At 71.0% G+C, this 16918-nt stretch carries 14 protein-coding genes; 4 read left to right on the plus strand and 10 right to left on the minus strand.

Annotation, left to right across the window (positions count from 1 at the left end):
• Positions 1-38: 38 nt before the first annotated feature.
• Complete coding sequence (locus ABZ385_RS19340; protein WP_358583327.1) at positions 39-2198, minus strand: RecQ family ATP-dependent DNA helicase; 2160 nt, start codon at positions 2196-2198, stop codon at positions 39-41.
• Positions 2199-2497: 299 nt separating this feature from the next.
• Between ABZ385_RS19340 and ABZ385_RS19345 the strand changes: the two genes are divergently transcribed.
• Positions 2498-3133, plus strand: a complete 636-nt coding sequence (locus tag ABZ385_RS19345) for a hypothetical protein (RefSeq protein ID WP_358583325.1) — start codon at positions 2498-2500, stop codon at positions 3131-3133.
• 179 nt (positions 3134-3312) lie between these two features.
• Here the strand turns inward: ABZ385_RS19345 and ABZ385_RS19350 are convergent, their stop codons facing one another.
• The 3 genes from ABZ385_RS19350 to ABZ385_RS19360 form a co-directional block, all read right to left on the minus strand.
• The gene (locus tag ABZ385_RS19350) at positions 3313-4053 is read right to left on the minus strand and encodes a hypothetical protein (RefSeq protein ID WP_358583323.1); all 741 of its coding nucleotides are present in this window, start codon (positions 4051-4053) and stop codon (positions 3313-3315) included.
• A 79-nt stretch (positions 4054-4132) separates the two neighbouring features.
• Positions 4133-4834 (minus strand): ribonuclease HII, encoded by a 702-nt coding sequence (locus tag ABZ385_RS19355; protein WP_358583321.1) that lies wholly within the window; start codon positions 4832-4834, stop codon positions 4133-4135.
• Between the two features lie 106 nt (positions 4835-4940).
• Complete coding sequence (locus ABZ385_RS19360; protein ID WP_358912362.1) at positions 4941-5558, minus strand: TetR/AcrR family transcriptional regulator C-terminal ligand-binding domain-containing protein; 618 nt, start codon at positions 5556-5558, stop codon at positions 4941-4943.
• A gap of 466 nt (positions 5559-6024) precedes the next feature.
• On the opposite strand from ABZ385_RS19360, the gene ABZ385_RS19365 reads away from it, so the two are divergent.
• The gene (locus ABZ385_RS19365) at positions 6025-7566 is read left to right on the plus strand and encodes an MFS transporter (RefSeq protein ID WP_358912411.1); all 1542 of its coding nucleotides are present in this window, start codon (positions 6025-6027) and stop codon (positions 7564-7566) included.
• Positions 7567-7620: 54 nt separating this feature from the next.
• Here the strand turns inward: ABZ385_RS19365 and ABZ385_RS19370 are convergent, their stop codons facing one another.
• The 3 genes from ABZ385_RS19370 to abc-f are packed head-to-tail and all read right to left on the minus strand — an operon-like array spanning position 7621 to position 10846.
• On the minus strand, positions 7621-8529 hold the full coding sequence (locus ABZ385_RS19370; protein WP_358912364.1) for an ADP-ribosylglycohydrolase family protein: 909 nt from the start codon (positions 8527-8529) through the stop codon (positions 7621-7623).
• Positions 8530-8541: 12 nt separating this feature from the next.
• The gene (locus ABZ385_RS19375; RefSeq protein ID WP_358583316.1) at positions 8542-9201 is read right to left on the minus strand and encodes a histidine phosphatase family protein; all 660 of its coding nucleotides are present in this window, start codon (positions 9199-9201) and stop codon (positions 8542-8544) included.
• Positions 9202-9235: 34 nt separating this feature from the next.
• Entirely contained in the window at positions 9236-10846 is a 1611-nt protein-coding gene (gene abc-f, locus ABZ385_RS19380) for a ribosomal protection-like ABC-F family protein (RefSeq protein WP_358912366.1), read from the minus strand.
• A gap of 165 nt (positions 10847-11011) precedes the next feature.
• Here abc-f and ABZ385_RS19385 point away from each other — a divergent pair, with 165 nt between their 5' ends.
• Positions 11012-11659, plus strand: coding sequence for a TetR/AcrR family transcriptional regulator C-terminal ligand-binding domain-containing protein (locus tag ABZ385_RS19385; RefSeq protein ID WP_358583312.1), 648 nt, complete (start codon positions 11012-11014; stop codon positions 11657-11659).
• A gap of 24 nt (positions 11660-11683) precedes the next feature.
• Here the strand turns inward: ABZ385_RS19385 and ABZ385_RS19390 are convergent, their stop codons facing one another.
• Together ABZ385_RS19390 and ABZ385_RS19395 are read right to left on the minus strand one after the other, a co-directional pair.
• A complete protein-coding gene (locus ABZ385_RS19390) occupies positions 11684-12289 on the minus strand; it encodes a YdbC family protein (RefSeq protein ID WP_358912368.1) in 606 nt (201 codons plus the stop codon).
• Between the two features lie 33 nt (positions 12290-12322).
• The gene (locus tag ABZ385_RS19395) at positions 12323-13144 is read right to left on the minus strand and encodes an arylamine N-acetyltransferase (protein ID WP_358912370.1); all 822 of its coding nucleotides are present in this window, start codon (positions 13142-13144) and stop codon (positions 12323-12325) included.
• 115 nt (positions 13145-13259) lie between these two features.
• Here ABZ385_RS19395 and ABZ385_RS19400 point away from each other — a divergent pair, with 115 nt between their 5' ends.
• Positions 13260-13841 (plus strand): TerD family protein, encoded by a 582-nt coding sequence (locus ABZ385_RS19400; protein ID WP_358912371.1) that lies wholly within the window; start codon positions 13260-13262, stop codon positions 13839-13841.
• 147 nt (positions 13842-13988) lie between these two features.
• Here ABZ385_RS19400 and ABZ385_RS19405 read toward each other — a convergent pair whose 3' ends face one another.
• Positions 13989-16889, minus strand: coding sequence for a vitamin B12-dependent ribonucleotide reductase (locus ABZ385_RS19405; RefSeq protein ID WP_358912373.1), 2901 nt, complete (start codon positions 16887-16889; stop codon positions 13989-13991).
• Between the last annotated feature and the right edge of the window lie 29 nt (positions 16890-16918).

The following is a 16918-nucleotide window of genomic DNA, read 5'->3' on the forward strand; positions in this document are numbered from 1 at the left end:
TGTACGTACTGAGCACGAAAGAGGGCCGGGGCAGCGGTTCAGCCCGCCGCCGCGAGGACCAGCGGAAGCACCTGTTCGCTGCCCGACTGGCGCAGCAGACGGGCGGCGACGGCGAGGGTCCAGCCGGATTCGGTGTAGTCGTCCACGAGCAGGACGGGGCCCGGGGCGGCCCGCAGCGCGGCGGCCAGCTCCTCGGGGACCGCGAAGGCGCCGGAAAGCGCCCTGAGGCGCTGGGCGGAGTTGCTGCGGCGAGCCGTGTGCGCGCCGTCCGGGCCCGTGTAGGCGAGGGTGCCGAGGAAGGGAAGGCGGCCGACGGACGCGATTCCTCGGGCGAGGGAATCGACCAGCTGCGGCCGGGACAAGGACGGCACGGCCACGACGCCCACCGGTCGGGGGGAGGCGTCCGGGACGTTCGGCGCCCAGCCTCCGGCCGAGCGCGCCCAGTCGGCGAGCACGGACACCGCCGCCCGCAGGACGTCGTCGGGGACCGGGCCGTCGGGCGCGTTCTCCGCCAGCAGCGGGCGCAGCCGGTTTCCCCATCCGATGTCCGAGAGCCTCCCCAGGGCGCGTCCGGTGGCGCACTGTTCCTTGGCCGGGATACGTCCCTTGAGGCTGATGCCCAGAGCCGGCATGCCCGTCGGCCACATCCGGCGCGGCTCGATCTCCACTCCGGGTCGGTCCAGCTCCTTCGCCGCACCGGTCAACGTCTCCCGCGAGACGGAGGCGTCGGCCCACGCGCCGGCGCAGTTGTCGCAACGGCCGCACGGGGCCGCGCCCTCGTCGTCCAGCTGCCGGCGGAGGAACTCCATCCGGCACTCGCCGGTGCTCACGTAGTCGCGCATGGCCTGCTGCTCGGCCGCGCGCTGCCGCGCGACCCAGGCGTACCGCTCCGAGTCGTAGGCCCACGGCCGGCCCGTGGACGTCCAGCCGCCCTTGACCCGCTTGACCGCTCCGTCCACGTCCAGCACCTTCAGCATGGTCTCCAGGCGGGTGCGCCGAAGGTCCACCGCCGCCTCCAGGGCCGGTACGGACAGCGGCCGGTCCGCATCGGCGAGGGTGGCCAGGGTCTGGCGTACCTGGGCCTCGGGCGGAAAGGCCGTGTCTGCGAAGTAGCGCCAGATGGCCTCATCCTCCTGGCCGGGCAGCAACAACACGTCGGCGTGCTCGACACCGCGGCCCGCGCGGCCGACCTGCTGGTAGTAGGCGATCGGGGAGGACGGCGAGCCGAGGTGCACCACGAAGCCCAGGTCCGGCTTGTCGAAGCCCATGCCGAGCGCGGAAGTCGCCACCAGCGCCTTGACCCGGTTCTCCTGGAGGTCGATCTCGGCCTGGAGGCGGTCGGCGTTCTCCGTGCGCCCCGTATAGGAGGCCACCGGGAAGCCGCGCTGGCGCAGGAAGGCGGTGGCCTCCTCGGCCGCCGCCACGGTGAGGGCGTAGATGATCCCCGAGCCCTGCAGCTCATCCAGGTGCTCGGCGAGCCAGCCCAGCCGGTGCGCGGCGTCCGGCAGCCGCACCACACCCAGGCGCAGACTCTCCCGCTCCAGCGGACCGCGCAGCACCAGTGCCTCGCCCGCGCCGGTGCCCAACTGCTCGGCGACGTCCGCGGTGACACGCGCGTTGGCAGTCGCGGTGGTGGCCAGCACCGGCACACCGGCGGGCAGCTCGGCGAGCATCGCCCGCAGGCGGCGGTAGTCGGGCCGGAAGTCGTGCCCCCAGTCGGAGATGCAGTGTGCCTCGTCGACGACGAGCAGGCCGGTCGTGGCCGCCAGCTTGGGCAGCACCTGCTCACGGAAGTCCACGGAATTGAGGCGCTCCGGGCTCACGAGGAGCACGTCGGTCTCGCCGCGCTCGACCTCCTCGTAGATGGTCTCCCACTCCTCGGGGTTGGCCGAGTTGATCGTGTGCGCCCGGATGCCCGCCCGCGCGGCCGACTCGACCTGGTTGCGCATGAGGGCGAGCAGCGGCGAGATGATCACCGTGGGGCCGGAGCCGCGGCGGCGCAGCAGGGCGGTGGCGACGAAGTACACGGCCGACTTGCCCCAGCCCGTGCGCTGCACCACCAGAGCCCGCCGACGCTCCTCGACCAGGGCCGCCACGGCCTGCCACTGGTCCTCCCGCAGGCGCGCGGAACCCCCCGGATCGCCGACGAGCTCGGCGAGGATGGCATCGGCTTCGGCGCGGAGCGCATGGTTGTCCATGGCCCCATGCAACCCGATGCCACCGACAATCGCCCAACGCGGACGGCAGCGGTGTGGCCCTCGGTCCCGGTCGTGCGGGGCCGAGGGGAGCATCGAAGGGCCGCGAGCTGGGCAGGGATATACACGACGCATCACCTGATACCGGCGTACGGCCCCAATTGCTCGTTGCCGCGAGTCCGCGCGACGGGAAGAATTGGAACCGCATCCCGCGCGGTTCCACGGCCCGGCAGGGCTGTGCCGCGGTGCGCCCCCAGCCCGACCCCCGCCCTCCGTAGGGGCGCGTAGCCGAAGGGAGGACCGTGACCTTCGGATTCACTCCGTCCGATGCGGCTTCGCCGCCGCCTTCGCCGCCGACCGAGATGTCCGCCGATGCCGCCCACCGACTGGCCCGGGTGCTCGAGCCGGCGGAGTGGTCGGCCGCGGGGATCCCCTTGCTGCGCAACCCGCGTGAGATCGTCAGCGGGCTGCACTCCCGACATCGACCCACAGCCGCCACAGCCGTCGTGGCCGTGCTGGATCAGGACGAACGGCTGTGCGCGAGCGCCTCGTTCAGCCGTCGCGCGAGTGTCACGGACGGCTGGGTCTTCCGCAACACGCTGCTCTCACAACTGCGCCGGATCATCCCGCACGATCTGCGACGCCGAACACCGGTGCGGACCGCCGTACTGCTCCACTGCCGTGACGGGGACGGGCGTTGGACCCAGGAGGACGGCGCCTGGATGTGGGGCCTGCGGGACGCCTGTACCTTGCACGGGCTGCGCTGCGGCGCGTACATCACGCTGACCCGGGACGGCTGGCAGGTCCTCGGCGAGGGGCGCGGGGGGCGCAGACCGAGCGTCGGATCACAGCCCGAGGCGCTGGCCGGGGCCGATCTGCCGGGACCTCGTACCGGAGGCGCCGCTTCGGATGTGCTCCGGCGCGCGGCGGCACGCTGATCACCCGGCCCGACGTCGCCCCCTGCGCGCGGGCCGGCACGGGCCCGACGGCACGGCGGACACCGTACGGCGCCTTGTGCCGCCGTACGGCCCGCACCGACCGACGTACTGCCCCACCGGGCGTCCGATGCCGGGACGCGCGAAGGTACCGGGACGCTCGGGCGCGCGTCGCCCGAGCGTCAGACGCCCGCGCCCAGCATCGAGTTGATCCGCTGCGGGTCGCCGCACACGATCAGCAGAGTCCCCGCCCGGGTCACAGCGGTCGGCAGCGCCGCGAGCGCCGCCTCTTCGCTGCCGCCGTTCACGGCGACGACGACCACCGGCCGGGACGCCGCACGGCTCAGCGCGGCGGAGTCGGCGTAGAAGACGTCGTCGCCCGCGTCGTGCTGCGCCCAGTAGGCGGCTTCACCGAAGGACAGCTCGTGCGTGGCCCACGGATGCGGGTCGCCGGTGGTGACCACCAGGACGTCCCCGGGCGCGCGCCCGGAGTCCAGGAGGAGGTCGACGGCTTCCTCGGCCGCGTCCAGCGCGCCCTCGGCCGAAGCCGGGATCAGCTGGATCTGCGGGACCGAGGACACGGGGACGCGGTCGGCGGGCACTGCCGGAGCGACCACTCCGGAAGCGGTCGCTCCGGGAGCAGTCACTCCGGAAGCGGTCGCTACGGGGGCGGTCACCGCGGAAGCGGTCACTGCGGAAGCGGCCGCGGGGGCGGACGGCGCGGGCTTGGCGCCCGGGTCGCGCGGCGTGCGCTGCGCGGGCGGCATCGGCCGGGCAGGACCCGGGCGGCCGGGGCGCGGCGAGGCCGCGGGACGCGGGCCGGGTACGGGGCGGGGGGTCGGCGCGGTGCGGCCACTGGCCGGCGTGACGCGGGGACCCTGGGCACTCTCGTGAATCTGAGGCTCCTCGGGAATGAGAGGCATGATGTGTTGTCTATCAAACGCCGATGCGACTCGCGTCGGCGGGTGGCACATGAGTGCGATCGGACGTGCCGGAAAAGGGTCAGAACTCAAAGCCGAGCTGACCCTCGATTTCCGGAACGTTTCCGTCCGCCCAACTGCGGGCCTTCTTGAGGTGCCGCCACTGGGGCAGCGCATCAAGATACGCCCACGAAAGCCGGTGGTACGGGGTGGGCCCCCGCTCCGCCAGCGCGGCCTTGTGCACCGGCGACGGATAGCCGGCGTTGGCCGCAAAACCGAAGTCTGCATGTTCGATGCCCAGTTCGGCCATCATTTTGTCGCGCCGAACTTTGGCGATCACCGAAGCGGCGGCGACGGCCACACAGGACTGGTCCCCCTTGATCACCGTACGGACCCGCCAGGGAGTGCCGAGGTAGTCGTGCTTGCCGTCGAGGATGACCGCGTCCGGACGGACCGGCAGCCCCTCCAGCGCGCGCACCGCGGCGAGCCGCAGCGCGGCCGTCATCCCCAGTCGGTCGATCTCCTCGTGCGAGGCGTGTCCGAGGGCGTGCGCCGTGACCCAGCTCTCCAGCTCCGCCGCGAGCGCGGTGCGCCGCTTGGGGGTGATCAGCTTGGAATCGGTGAGCCCTTCGGGCGGCCGGCGCAGTCCGGTGACCGCCGCGCAGACGGTGACGGGGCCCGCCCACGCACCGCGGCCGACCTCGTCGACACCGGCGACGATCTTCGCTCCGGTGGTGGCGCGCAAGGAGCGCTCGACGGTGTGGGTGGGTGCTTCGTACGGCATGGCGCCAGATAGCCTACGCCGCCGGGGGCCGCCCGCGACACCCAGGTCTCCCCCGCTCGTCGCGGGGCCCGCGGCGGCGCGTCGGACCGGCCGCCGTGCCCGCCTTTCAGGGGCGCAGCAACGGCACCATCACCTGGTCGATCAGGGCCTCGAAGTCCTCGTCCCGCCATTCGCTCCCGCACACCTTCGAGCGATACATGAGCATGGCCGGAATGACATCGCACACATAGTCGGCCGTGCCGTCCGAGCGCACCTCTCCGCGCTCGATTCCCCTGTGCACGACTTCCTTGATCAGCTTTACGCTCGGTTCGATGAGGCCTCGGAAGATCACGTCATGGAAACGCTCGGCCGTCGCTGTGTCGCATTCGTGAAGCACGGAGCGGAGGGCGAATCCGGGGCGTGAATACATCGCCGCCCGCATTCTCGCGCACAGCGCCAGAAGATCTTCCCGGACGCCGCCGAGGTCCGGTGCGCCCTCGAAGCTCGGCAGCGCGGCGCGCAGCGCGTCCGCGACGAGGTCCACTTTGGACGGCCAGCGGCGGTAGACCGCGGCCTTGCCCGTCTGGGCGGCCGCGGCCACGCCCTCCATCGTCAGGCCGCTCCAGCCGACCGTGCCGAGCTGTTCCAGGGCGGCGTCGAGGATCGCCTGTTCCAGGACGGCGCCCCGGCGCCGCGGGGCAGCCGTCCGGGCGGGAGCAGCCGCCGTCCAGCGCGAAGCAACCATCGCCTTCTCTCCGTCGAGCCAGCATGTCGGCGCGCCGACCCCGGGGGCGGCCCGGCGGCACCGCGCCTTCGCCCAGCATGCCAGGCCGGCGGGTGCCCTTCGATGGCCCCGTGTCCGGTAATACCTGTCGGCGATCACCTGGCGGCCGGCCCGGACAAGGTCTCCCGTCGGGCGGGGCGGAGGGAACGATTCCGTGCCGTTGAGGCGGTCCTGCCTTGAGGCGGCCCGGCCTTGAGGCGGCCCGACCTTGAGGCGGCAGCGCGTTGAGGTGGCGGCCCGCGATCCTCCCAACGGCACGGCGCCGCCGCGGCCCCCGGCGCAGCCGCCCTGTGAGGGCGCCCACAGAGCGGTCAACTCGCCCTGTCAATGCTTGCGTTCGCGGGAGCGGGCTCGATACCGTCCCTCATAGTGAACGGCTGCGTTCACTAATTCACTTCCGGGGGAAACGCTCGTGACCCACGAACAGATCCGTACGCACTCATCCGCGCCCGAGCCCCATCGCGACGCACGCCCCGCGCACCCCGGCATCGCCCTCACCGTGATCGCCGCGTGCCAGCTGATGGTCGTGCTCGATGCCACCATCGTCAACATCGCCCTGCCCCAGATTCAGACCGCGCTGGACTTCTCCACCAGCGACCTCACCTGGGTGATCAACGCCTACGCCCTCACCTTCGGCGGACTGCTGCTGCTCGGCGGACGTGCCGGGGACCTGCTCGGCCGCCGCCGCATGTTCATCACGGGCATCGCCCTCTTCACGCTCGCCTCGCTGCTCGGCGGCTTCGCGCAGGAGCCCTGGCAGCTGCTCGCGGCCCGCGCGCTGCAGGGCGTCGGCGGCGCCATCGCCTCGCCGACCTCCCTCGCGCTGATCGCCACCACGTTCCCCGAAGGGCCCGAACGCAACCGCGCGTTCGGTGTCTTCGCCGGTGTCTCCGCGGGCGGTGGCGCCGTCGGCCTCCTCGCGGGCGGTGTCCTCACCGAGTGGCTGGACTGGCGGTGGGTGCTCTTCGTCAACGTACCCATCGGGCTGGTCATCGCCGTGCTCGCGCCGCGCTACATCAGGGAGTCCGAACGCCATCCCGGCCGGTTCGACCTGACCGGCGCGCTCACCTCGACGCTCGGCATGGCCTCTCTCGTCTACGGTTTCATCCGCGCCTCGGAGGAAGGGTGGCGCGACGACCTCACCCTCATCTCCTTCGCCGCCGCGCTGGTGCTGCTCGCCGCCTTCGTCCTCGTCGAGCGGCGCACCTCGCAACCGATCACGCCCTTGCGCCTCTTCGCGGACCGCAACCGCTCCGGCACCTACGCGATCATGCTCAGCCTCTCCGCCGCGATGTTCGGCATGTTCTTCTTCATCGTGCTGTTCGTGCAGAACGTGCTGCACTACAGCCCCGTCGAGGCCGGCCTCGCCTTCCTGCCCGTCGCCGCCGCGATCGCCGTCGGCGCGGGGCTCTCCAGCAGTCTGCTGCCCCGCCTCGGCCCGAAGCCCTTCATGGTGGTGGGCTGCCTGCTCACGGCCACCGGAATGGCCTGGCTCACCCTTCTCGACCCCGGCAGCTCCTACCTCGGCGGTCTGCTGGTCCCGATGCTGCTCTTCGGCATCGGCATGGGCCTGAACTTCGTCACCCTCACCCTGACCGCCGTGTCCGGCGTCTCGGACAGCGAGTCCGGTGCCGCGTCCGGCATGCTCAACGCCACCCAGCAGGTGGGTGGCGCGCTTGGCCTGTCCATCCTCACCACGGTGTTCAGCAACGCGGCCAAGGACGAGGGCGAGACCCAGACCCGGAAGTTCCTCGCCGAGGCCACAGCCGAGCAGAAGGCCCGTTTCGCCCAGAGCCACAAGCTGCCCGCGCCGTGGGGCGACACGGTCCTCAGCCACGGCATCGGCAACGCCTTCATCGCCGCCGCCGCGATGGCCGTCGCGGCGGCGCTCGTCTCCCTCTTCGTCATCCAGGTCCGCAAGAGCGACCTGGAAGCGCTGAGCGGCAAGGCGGGTGCGTCAGCTCTCTGAGGGTTACGAGGGGTACGCCGAGAGGCGGCTCGAAGGCTCCGGGAGGCCCCGGAGTCACCCCTGCCCGCCGGGCACCCAGCCCGGCAGGGCCTCGGTCCGCTTCAGCCACTCCACGGGCGGCGCGCCTGCCTCTCCCGCGGCGATCACACCGCCCACGATGGCGCAGGTCGTGTCCATGTCGCCACCGACCTGCGCGGTGTCCCAGATCGCCCGCTCGTACGCGCCGCGCCCGCGCGCGGCCGACCACAGCGCGAACGGCACCGTGTCGTGGGCCGTCGTACGGCGCCCGCATCCGAGGACCGCGGCGACCGTGCCCGGGTCGTCGTAGTCGAGCATGTCCCGCGCCCTGCGCAGCCCGGCCCCGACCGCACTGCGCGGAACCAGCGCGATGACCCCGTCGAGGAGCGCCTGCGGTGTGGGCGGCCCCTGGGGAGAGGCCGTCAGCGCCGCGGCCGCGGCCACCGCCATGGCCCCGACCACGGCCTCCCGGTGCTGATGCGTGGGGTAGGCGGAGATCTCCGCCTGGTGTGTCGCCTGCTCCGGGTCGTCCGCGTACCAGGCGCCGAGCGGGGCGATGCGCATCGCGGCGCCGTTGCCCCAGGAGCCCTGGCCCTTGAAGAGCGCGGAGGCCAGCTCCCGCCAGTCCCCGCCCTCGCGGACCTGCCGCAGCAGACGGTTCACGGCAGGGCCGTAACCCCGGTCGAAGTCGTGGTGCTCGGCGAAGGACCGGGCGAGCGCGTCCTGGTCGATCCGGCGGTGCTCGGCCAGCACAGCCAGCACGGAGCAGGCCATCTCGGTGTCGTCGGTCCACTGCCACGGCGCGTCCGGCACCTGCCGGTGCTTGAGCAGTGGGTAGTGCGCGGGAACGAAGAACTGGGAGCCCAGGGCGTCCCCCACCGCCAGTCCGCGCAGGCTGGCCAGTGCGCGCTCCAGGCGCCGGTCGGGAGAGGAGTCAGCGGTCATCGCCCTGCCACTCTATCCGGTGACGCCGTACGGCTCTGGCCGGCGCCAGCGCTCGAAGGGCCGGTCCAGCGCGTACTTGCCGTCTTCGCCCAGCACCAGCATCCTCATCTCGCCGTTCCCCGGGTTGGACAGGGACTCGAACTCGGCCACCGACCAGTGGAACCACCGCATGCAGAACAGCCGCATGGTGAGCCCGTGCGTGACCAGCAGGACGTTCGGCGGGTGGTCGTGGGCCTCGAAGCTGCGGTAGAGGCTCTCCAGGAAGGCTCCCACCCTGTCGTAGACATCGGCTCCGGACTCGCCCTGCGCGAAGCGGTAGAAGAAGTGCCCGTACGCGTCCCGGTACGCCTTCTGCAGGCGCACGTCGTCGCGGTCCTGCCAGTTGCCCCAGTCCTGCTCCCGCAGCCTGGGCTCCTCGCGCACCCGCACCAGCTCGGGGTCGAGGCGGAACGCCTGGAGCGTCTCGTGGGTGCGGCGGTACGGCGAGACGTACACGCTCACCCGCTCCCGCCCGAGCACTTCCCGGAGCTGTTTGCCTCTCTCCTCCGCCTGCGCCCACCCCGCCTCGGTGAGGGCGAGCGCGTGATCGGGTTCGCGCTCGTACACGGTGTCGTCGGCGTTTCCCGCCGACTCGCCGTGCCGGACCAGGATGATGCGCCGCGGGCGTGCCATGCGGAAACCCTAGATCGCGGTGCCGTCGCGTGACTCAGGCGGGTAGCCGTCCGGACTCCATCCGGCGTATTCGACCCGTGAAACGCCGGCGCAGCGACCGGTCGTGCGAGACGACGACCAGCGCTCCGGTCCACTGATCGAGCGCGGCCTCCAGTTCCTCGACCAGGCCGAGCGCCAGGTGATTGGCCGGCTCGTCGAGGAGCAGCAGATCAGCGGGCCGGGCAAGCAGCCGCGCGAGAGCCAGCCTGCGGCGCTGCCCGGCGGAGAGCGCCCCCACCGGCACGTGCAGGTCGCGCGCCCGGAAGAGACCGAACGAAAGGAGCAGTTCCGTCTGCTCCTCCTCCGTCAGCCCGAGGCCTTGGCCGAACACGGCGAGCACGCTCTCGGCGGGACGCCGCGTCGGTATCTCCTGCGCGAGGTAGCCGATCCGTCCTTTGCGCAGAACGGTGCCCGCGTCGGGTTCCAGTACGCCCGCCATGGTGCGCAGCAGGGTGGACTTCCCCGCGCCGTTGCCCCCGTGGATCAGCAGCCGCTCGCCGGCCGACACCGTGAGCTCGTCGACGGCCAAGCGGTCGCCCACGCGCACGTCCCGCAAGGTCACCAAGGCCCCTTCGGCTGCGCCCGCCATCGGGCGTGCCGCGAACCGCAGCGGCTCGGGAGGCTTGGGCACCGGCTGCTCCTGGAGCCTGCGGAGCCGCTCCTGGGCGCTGCGCACGCGGCCCGCGACCGATGCCTGGACCCGGCCGCCCGCCCGGTCGTACGCCATTTTGTTGTTGTCCTTCATGGCACGGCCGCCGGCGACGGCATGCGCGGTGGTCGCCATGAACTCCTGGAGCCGGTTTCTCTCCTCGCACCACTGCGCGTACTCCTGCTCCCAGCGGGCACGGGCGGCTGCCCGCTCGGCGAGCAGTCCCTGATATCCACCGCCGCGCCGCACGACCGTCCTGCGGTCGGCGTCCACTTCGAGGATGGCCGTGGTGACCCGTTCCAGGAAGGTGCGGTCGTGGGAGACGGCGACCACGGTCCCGCGATGCGCGGACAGGGCGCCCTCCAGCCAGTCGAGCGCGCCCTCGTCCAGGTGGTTGGTCGGCTCGTCCAGGAGCATGACCTCCGGCGCGGCAGCGAGGACGCAGGCCAGGCCCAGCCGCGCCTGTTCGCCGCCGGACAGACTGCCCAGGACCCTGTCCCTGCCGATGTGCCCGAGTCCCAGCCCGTGCATCGCCTTGTCCACGCGCGCGTCGGCCTCATAGCCACCCCGCGACTCGAACGCGGTCAGGAGGTCTCCGTACTCCCCCAAGACGCGTTCCGAAGCGGAACCCAGCTCCGCCTCCAGAGCGCGCAGCCGCCGCTCCATGGCCCGCAGGTCGGCCAGCGCCGCGTCGATCGCGTCACCGACACGGTGATCGGCGGGCAGGCCCGGAGTCTGCGCGAGCAGAGCCGCTCCGCGCTCCGCGACCGTCACGACCTCGCCCTCGTCGGGGCATTCGTCACCGGACATCAGGCGCAGCAGCGTGGACTTGCCCGCGCCGTTCTCCCCCACGACGCCTATGCGCTCACCCGGCCTGATCGCCAAGGACACCCCGTCGAACAGCAGCCGCTCGCCACGGGCCTTGGTCACACCGTGCAGAGAGATCTGAGTAGGCAAGGGCACCCCCGGGTTTCGTATCCACGCCACACATCCACGCCACACAAACGCAACTTGTGTCGCATTACGACGAGTGTGGCACAGTGTCCCTGCTAACGCAACAGAGGTTGCACTTGTTCACCCGCGACGATCTCCCCCGGACGGGGAGCGACGGAGAGGAACGCCATGACGGACAAGGTGGTCGCGACCGGCGAGAAAGAGCCGACGGCCAACGCCGCTCCGGGCACGCGCCGCCCCGGCGGCCGCACCGCCCGCACCCGTGCCGCCGTGCGCGACGCCGTGCTGAGCGGCCTGGCCGATCACGGCTACCCCGGGCTCACCGTCGAGTACGTGGCCGATCACTCGGGAGTGCACAAGACCACGCTCTACCGCCGCTGGGGTGGCCTCGAAGGGCTGGTCGCCGACGCCCTGGACCTGGCGGGCGAGGACACGTGGACACCGCCCGACACCGGGAGCCTGGAGGGTGATCTGCGTGAACTGGCTCGCGAGGTGGTCGACTCCTTCTCCGACGAGGCGAAGGCCGCGGCGCCCACCGCCTTCGTCGCCGCGGCCTTCCAGTCGGAGCGGGCCGCCGAGGCCCTCCACGCCTTCTACGCCGAGCGGTTCAGGCGCTGCGAGGCAGTCGTGGCGCGGGCCGTGGAGCGCGGCGAGGCGGCCCCCGACACCGACGCGGCGGCGCTCGTGCGCGCCGTGTCCGCGCCCCTTCTGCTCCGCGTGTTCATCACACGGGAGCCCATCGACGCGGCGCTGGCCGACCAGGCGGCGGCAGCGGCGATCGCCGCGACCCGCGAGGGGGCCTTCGCCCGCAGGTGACACCGGACCCGCGAGAGCCGGGGCTCACACGATCCAGGACGGTTCCAGCTGCACGATGTCCCCGGCGAGCGCGGAGACATCCGCCTCCGTCTGCGCGCGCAGCGACAGGCGCTCCACCCGCTCGGCCCGGTACTTCCCGTGCTCGGCGGCGGAATGCCACATGGAGAGGATGAGGAACTCGTGCCCCGGCGCCTCGCCGAAGAGCCCGCGCACCATTCCGGGCGAGCCGGCCATCGCCGGGTTCCAGACCTTCTCCTGCATCAGCGCGAAGTGCTCCACCCGCGCTTCACGGACCCGGCAGTGCGCGACCCGCACGACGTCGGCACCCGTGAACCGCGGCTCGAAGCCCGTCTTCACGTCGAAACGGTGATCGAAGAGCTTGGCCTGAAGGTCCTTGTACGTACCCGTCTGCGCGGCCGCGAGGCGATCGTGCGAGCGGGCCATGAAGGAGTCGTAGAAGGCGCGGCTCTCCCAGAAGGTGAAGACATGGGCGACGCCCGGCCGCCCTCGGCTCCACCCCCCGCCCTGCCCCCGGAACCCCGGCTCCCCCAGAAGCCCCGCCCACTTTCGCTGCCCTCGCTCGAACCCCCGACGGTCGACCACGGTGCAGCGAATCCACTTGACCAGCACCGCGCCATCGTACGGCGCTGAGCACGGCCGGGGTCACGCTCCGGCGTAGTGCACCCTGATCAGCTCGGCCACGTCCGTGTCGTCCAGTTCGATCCCGAACTCCCGATCGAGGACGCTCCTCAATTCGCCCACAGGAACGTCTCGTTCAGTCACCGAGCCGTCCGGGAACGTGACGCTGAACTGGGTGCCCGTCAGTCTGCGGCGTACGTCCGGAGCGACCCGCTGCATCACGGGGCGCCGGATGAAGGACGACTTGGGGTGGGTCGACGTGTAGTGGTTCATCACTACGTAGTCGACGGGCAGGCGAGGCTCCTGGGTGTAGGCGTACAGGTCGAACCAGCCGTCGGAGCGCCACGTCTGCAGGACCAGCGCCCCGTCGTCCTCCTGCCGGGTCCGAAAACGCCACTCTCCTTGTCGCACCTCCACTCCGCCACGCATGGGGATCGGTTCGAGCAGGCCGTCGCCGCCGAACCCGACGTCGCAGTGCCACTGTTCGCCGTCCGCCTCGACCCTCAGGAGCATGTGTGTCACCGCGCGCGTGGTGGTTGCTCCCGCCCTGACACGCGCGCCTAGTCCCGTGACGTCGAAGCCGATGCGTTCGAGGGCCGCCGCGAAGAGGAGGTTCTGTTCGTAGCAGTAGCCGCCCCGCCGCGCGCGCACCATCTTGTCCTGCAACGCGGCCAGGTCCAGCGGTACGGGACGGCCGAGCATCATCTCCAGATTCTCGAAGGGAATCGCCGTCACGTGCGCTCGGTGGAGCGCACGCAGGGTGTCCAGATCCGGCTTCGTCCCGCCCGTGTGCCCGAGTCTCGCCAAGTAGGCGTCGACGTCGAGCTCTTCCCCGTTCCATGTCATGGCGCAATGATCTCCGGGGGTGGGCCCGGATGCCAACCAGCCGGGGCTTCCGCTCTGTTGGACGTGCCTGACCAGGGACGCTACGTCGTTGTCAGTCCCGCGTCGTAGCGTGTGGGTGGGACATGCCCGGCGTCCCGCAGCGCCCAGGTCACGAGGAGGGGGAAGTCCAGTGAGCAGTGTCAGCAAGGGACTCAGGAAGGTCGAGATCGGTCTGAAGTGGGACCCGAGCCCGGCCGGCTCGTCGCCCAACGATCTCGACCTCATCGCGGCGACGTACACGTCGGACGACCCGTACGGAGCCCCGGACTACCTCGTGCACTTCGACAGCCGCTCACCGGACGGCACCATCGCGCTCAACCGCGACAGCCGGACGGGGCAGGGCTTCGGCTTCGACGAGGTCATGGTCCTGGAACTGGACCGCCTCGCGCCGAGGTACTCCCGCGTCGTGGTGGGGGTCGCGATCCAGCAGCAGGAAGATCCCAAGGTCTTCGGCGACATCCCGAACACGGCGGTGCGGATCCGCGAGGGCTACACGGAGCTGGCGCAGCGCGATCTGGCCGACGTCGCCGCGTGCACGGCCACGACGGTGGCCGAGTTCACCCGGGACGAAGCCGGGGCGTGGGCGTTCCGCGAGGCCGTCCACGGCTTCGACGGAGACCTGGCGACGTTCACCGCCGCCATGGGAGGCAAGCGCTGACGGCCTGGGGCAAGCCCCCCGCGCACGCCGGAGGGGACCGACGCATCGCGTCGATCCCCTCCGTTGAGCCTTCAGCCGGTGGCCGCCGCCGGTGAGCGGCGGCCACCGTCCGTCAGCGGGCCGCCGGCGGCCGGCAGGCCCCTGGCGTCAGCTGCAGCCGCTGGTGGAGCCGCAGCCCTCGCAGATGTAGCAGGAGCCGGCCCGCTGCATCTTCGTGCCGCAGGAGAAGCACAGCGGGGCGTCTGCCTGGATGCCCAGCTGCATCTCGACCAGCTCGGCGCTGGTGTGCGCCTGCTGCGGGGCGGGCTTGGCCGACTCGGCCTCCGCCTTCGGCGTGGCGACGGCCTTCAGGGACTCGGTCGCGCGCGGAGCCGACTGGGCCAGCCCCTCGACGTCCACCTCGGAGTCCTCCAGCGACGGCTCGTAGGAGCCCGTCTCCAGGTGACGCTGACGCTCCTCGGCGGAGTGGATGCCGAGCGCGGAGCGCGTCTCGAAGGGCAGGAAGTCCAGCGCCAGGCGGCGGAAGATGTAGTCGACGATCGACTGCGCCATCCGCACGTCCGGGTCGTCCGTCATACCGGCCGGCTCGAAGCGCATGTTCGTGAACTTGGAGACGTACGTCTCCAGGGGCACGCCGTACTGCAGGCCGACGGAGACCGCGATGGAGAAGGCGTCCATCATGCCCGCGAGGGTCGAGCCCTGCTTGGACATCTTCAGGAAGACCTCGCCGAGACCGTCGTCCGGGTAGGAGTTCGCGGTCATGTAACCCTCGGCGCCGCCCACCGTGAAGGAGGTGGTGATGCCGGGACGGCCCTTCGGGAGGCGCTTGCGGACCGGGCGGTACTCGACCACCTTCTCGACCGCGGCCCGGATCGTCTCCTCGGCCTTCTCGGTGATCTCGGTCTTCTCCGCCTCCTTCTTCTTGGCGGAGAGCGGCTGGCCGACCTTGCAGTTGTCGCGGTAGATGGCGAGCGCCTTGACGCCCATCTTCCACGCCTCGAAGTAGACCTCTTCGACGTCCTCGACGGTGGCGGTCTCCGGAAGGTTGACCGTCTTGGAGAGGGCGCCCGAGATCCACGGCTGGATCGCGGCCATCATGCGGACGTGGCCCATCGCGGAGATGGAACGCTCACCCATGGCGCAGTCGAAGACCTCGTAGTGCTCGGTCTTCAGGCTCGGGGCGTCGATCACATTGCCGTTCTCGGCGATGTGGGCGACGATCGCCTCGATCTGCTCCTCCTGGTAGCCCAGGCGACGCAGGGCCTGCGGCACGGTGCCGTTGACGATCTGCATCGAGCCGCCGCCGACGAGCTTCTTGAACTTCACCAGCGCGAGGTCGGGCTCCAGGCCCGTGGTGTCGCAGGACATCGCGAGACCGATGGTGCCGGTCGGCGCGATGACGGACGCCTGGGAGTTACGGAAACCGTTCTTCTCGCCGAGGCGGATCACGTCCTGCCAGGCCTCCGTGGCGGCGGCCCAGATCGGCGTGTCCAGGTCGTCCACGCGGATCGCGGCGGCGTTGGCGTCGGCGTGCTGCTTCATGACGCGCTTGTGCGGCGTGGCGTTGCGGGCGTAGCCGTCGTAGGGCCCGACGACCGCGGCCAGCTCGGCGGAGCGCTTGTACGACGTACCGGTCATCAGCGACGTGATGGCGCCGGCGAGGGCACGGCCGCCGTCGGAGTCGTACGCGTGGCCGGTCGCCATCAGGAGGGCGCCGAGGTTGGCGTAGCCGATGCCGAGCTGGCGGAAGGCGCGGGTGTTCTCGCCGATCTTCTGCGTCGGGAAGTCCGCGAAGCAGATCGAGATGTCCATCGCGGTGATGACCAGCTCGACGACCTTCGAGAAGCGCTCGACGTCGAAGGACTGGGTGCCCTTGTCGTCGTCCTTCAGGAACTTCATCAGGTTCAGCGAGGCGAGGTTGCAGGACGTGTTGTCCAGGTGCATGTACTCGCTGCACGGGTTCGAGCCGTTGATCCGGCCGGACTCCGGGCAGGTGTGCCAGGCGTTGATCGTGTCGTCGTACTGGATGCCGGGGTCGGCGCAGGCCCAGGCGGCCTCGGCCATCTTGCGGAAGAGCGACTTGGCGTCGACCTCCTCGATGACGTCACCGGTCATCCGGGCACGCAGGCCGAACTTGGAGCCGGACTCCACGGCCTTCATGAACTCGTCGTTCACGCGGACCGAGTTGTTGGCGTTCTGGTACTGGACGGACGTGATGTCGTCGCCGCCCAGGTCCATGTCGAAGCCCGCGTCGCGCAGGGCGCGGATCTTCTCCTCTTCCTTCACCTTGGTCTCGATGAAGCCCTCGATGTCGGGGTGGTCGACGTCGAGGATGACCATCTTGGCCGCGCGGCGCGTGGCGCCACCGGACTTGATGGTTCCCGCGGAGGCGTCGGCACCGCGCATGAAGGAGACGGGACCCGAGGCGTTGCCTCCGGAGGAGAGCAGCTCCTTGGAGGAACGGATCCGGGAGAGGTTCAGGCCGGCGCCGGAGCCGCCCTTGAAGATCATGCCCTCTTCCTTGTACCAGTCGAGGATCGACTCCATGGAGTCGTCGACGGCCAGGATGAAGCAGGCGGACACCTGCTGCGGCTGGGGCGTTCCGACGTTGAACCAGACCGGCGAGTTGAAGCTGAAGATCTGGTGCAGGAGGGCGTACGCCAGCTCGTGCTCGAAGATCTCGGCATCGGCGGGCGAGGCGAAGTAGTCGTAGTCCTCGCCGGCCTTGCGGTAGGTCTTCACGATGCGGTCGATCAGCTGCTTGAGGCCGGTCTCGCGCTGCGGGGTACCGACGGCCCCGCGGAAGTACTTGCTGGTGACGATGTTGACCGCGTTCACCGACCAGAAGTCGGGGAACTCGACGCCACGCTGCTCGAAGTTGATCGAGCCGTCGCGCCAGTTGGTCATGACGACGTCACGGCGCTCCCAGACCACCTCGTCGTACGGATGCACGCCGGGGGTCGTGTGGATGCGCTCGATGCGCAGACCCTTGGCCTTGGATCCCTTGGCGCGGGAACCTCGTGCCGGGCCGCTCGTCGTCTCGGTCATGCCGCCTCCCTGTTTCAGGCTAAAACGCC

The sequence above is a fragment of the Streptomyces sp. NPDC005898 genome, from assembly GCF_040629635.1.
In the GTDB taxonomy this organism is placed as follows: domain Bacteria; phylum Actinomycetota; class Actinomycetes; order Streptomycetales; family Streptomycetaceae; genus Streptomyces.